We start from the raw sequence: 2,528 nt of genomic DNA on the forward strand, positions 1-2,528 counted from the left end.
CCGTAAGCCTGGTGGTAGTAAAGCATGTAGTGCCAGCCGAGCAGCATCTGACGGCGCGATCCGCCGTGGAAGAAGATCACGGCCGGGTGCTGCGACTTACCGTCGTGCGGAAGGAACAACTGTCCATGAATCTGCATGCCATCCGCGGCGTTGATCAACACCGGTTCGGGTTCGACCATCGATGCCAGCGGGAAGTCGCCAGGCAGCCAGTCCGGACGAAGATCGCGGACGCCGCTCGCCGTGATGAGGGAAGCATGTGCGGGATGCTTTGCATCCGAGCGGAAAATGGCGACATCGCCGCCCGCCGGTAAAGCTGCGCTCCATTCGATATCGGCGCCGTTCGTAAGTCGTCGCGGCGCGCCGCCGTCGAGCATCACGCGCCAGACGTGGCGGCGATCGATATCGTCCTGATTGGAAGCGTACACAATCGATTTGCGATCGGGCGAAAGTGCGGCCGATTCCACCTCGAAAACTCCCGGAGTCAACTCATGCGCCGCGCCGCCCGCGAGCGCGATCCAGTAAAGATGTTGATATCCCGTGCGCTCCCACGGGAACACGATGCGATCGCCGTCGGCCCACAGCAGTTGATGAGGCGCATCCAGAGCGTGAAACTCGCTCCCTTGCTGGGGATCGGCATGCCAGATCTCGCGGCCCTGGCACGTGTCGGCATCGGCAACCCGAATCGACCATGGCGTTTCGGCCGCGCGCTCGGGACCGAACGCGGTTGCTGTCTGCGACGTCGCGATGCGGATGAATGCGACCCGATGCGAATCCGCAGACCAGACCGGTTCCGCGTCGCTGTCGACGCTCGGGTCGAGATAACGCAATTGAGATTCGCCGACTGCGTACACGGCGATAAATGAGTGCTGCGCGCGACGGCTGGCGAACGCCAGATACTTCCCATCAGGCGACCATTCGAGGCTCTCCGCATTGCCGCGCGCGTGAATCAGCTGCTCGGCCTTGCCGCTGCCGTCGGCAGGAGCGCTCCAGACTTGATCCGCGTTAACGAACGCGACCGTCTTTCCGTCGGGCGAAAGCGCGGGACTATGACCTTTGCCGATTTTCTTAACCTCGCCGCCGCTGAACGGGACGGTGTTCACTTCCTGTTCGGTGCCGCCGACGTAATGCGCAGGGTTGGGGATCTCGCCCTTTGTGTTCGGGTCTTCGCCGCGTGTGAACGCGACTTCGGACCCGTCCACGCTGATGGTGACTTCGCCGAGTTCAATTCCGTGATCGTGAAAGGTGGCGACCTGGCGCGCGGCATAATTCGGGGCTTCCGCAACCCACAGATTCCGGAATCCGGGCGGATCTTCCACCCACGCGATCTTGCCGTGCCCATTGGTGGTCAACGATGACGGGAACGGGGAACTCAGAACTTGGTCGATGGTGAACGAGGGCGCCGCCGCACGGGCGCAGGCCGCCGCGCAGAGCACTGCTGCAAAAACGCGCATGGAAAATTGTACGCCGGAAAGGCGCGGCTTACATCTTGTAGCGGCCGAGGTCTTCGTCGTTCAGACCTTCGAGCCAGCGCTTCAACTCTTCGTTGTTGACCTTGTCGGAGACTGTCGCGGCAACTTTGGAAGACTTCAGCACTTCATCGTCGACGAAGATCGGGCAATCGAGGCGCAACGCCAGCGCGAGCGCATCGCTGGGCCGTGAATCGACCGAAATCATTTCGCCGTCGCGGTCCAACCAGATCAACGCGTAGAACGTGTCTTCTTTCAAATCGCTCACCACGACTTTGCGCACGCCGGTCGATAGCCCGAGCAGCAGGCTCTTGATCAGGTCATGCGTCATGGGACGCGGCGTGGAGACCTTTTCGATCTCGAGCGCGATCGCGTTGGCTTCGTAAATCCCGACCCAGATGGGAAGAACGGTGTTACCCGACACGTCCTTCAAAATCACAATGGGCATGTTGGTGACCGGATCCATCATCAGCCCGCGGATTTTCATTTCAACTTCCATCTAGCCCTCCCCCCGACGCTCCAGTTTCATTACAGCACGCGCCGCTTTGCAAGACACGCTACGTGGGACAGGCTTCACCCACCAGCGAGTTCGGTCCGGCACGCGTGACGCGCACAGGAAGATAAGTTCCGACCAGATCGTCCGCGCTTGGCGACGTGAAATTCAGCGTGCGATTCTGCGACGTGCGGCCGATCCATTGATCGAGCGCTTTATTCCGGCCCTCCACGTTGACTTCTTCTACGGCGCCGATCAGCAGCGAGTTCCGCCGGATTTGAATCGCGCGCTGCCGCTCTTGCAGCACGTTGAAGCGCCGCGTTTTCTCTTCTTCGGAAATCGCATCGGGCATCGAAATCGCGGGTGTGTTCGGACGCGGCGAGTACTTGAAGCAGAAGAGCGAATCGTACTGCACTTCGTCGAGCAGATCGAGTGTGTCCTGAAACTCGTGCTCCGTCTCACCGGGGAACCCGATGATGATGTCGGTCGTGATCGCGATGGGGCGGCGGGCGTTCTTCATCCACTCAATGCGGCGCATGTATTCGTCGCGCGTGTACTGGCGCTGCATG

At 60.8% G+C, this 2,528-nt stretch carries 3 protein-coding genes; all 3 read right to left on the reverse strand.

Annotated elements, in window-relative coordinates; translation table 11 throughout:
- A partial coding sequence (locus H1Y01_RS19095) for a DPP IV N-terminal domain-containing protein (protein ID WP_180542417.1) occupies positions 1-1,451 on the reverse strand: 1,451 nt, incomplete at its 3' end.
- Positions 1,452-1,479: 28 nt separating this feature from the next.
- Entirely contained in the window at positions 1,480-1,965 is a 486-nt protein-coding gene (locus H1Y01_RS19100) for a bifunctional nuclease family protein (RefSeq protein WP_180542419.1), read from the reverse strand.
- A gap of 58 nt (positions 1,966-2,023) precedes the next feature.
- Positions 2,024-2,528: TRAM domain-containing protein (locus tag H1Y01_RS19105; protein ID WP_180542421.1), on the reverse strand; the 505-nt coding region annotated here is incomplete at its 5' end.

The organism is Nevskia soli (genome assembly GCF_903970205.1).
Lineage (GTDB): Bacteria > Acidobacteriota > Terriglobia > Bryobacterales > Bryobacteraceae > Bog-113.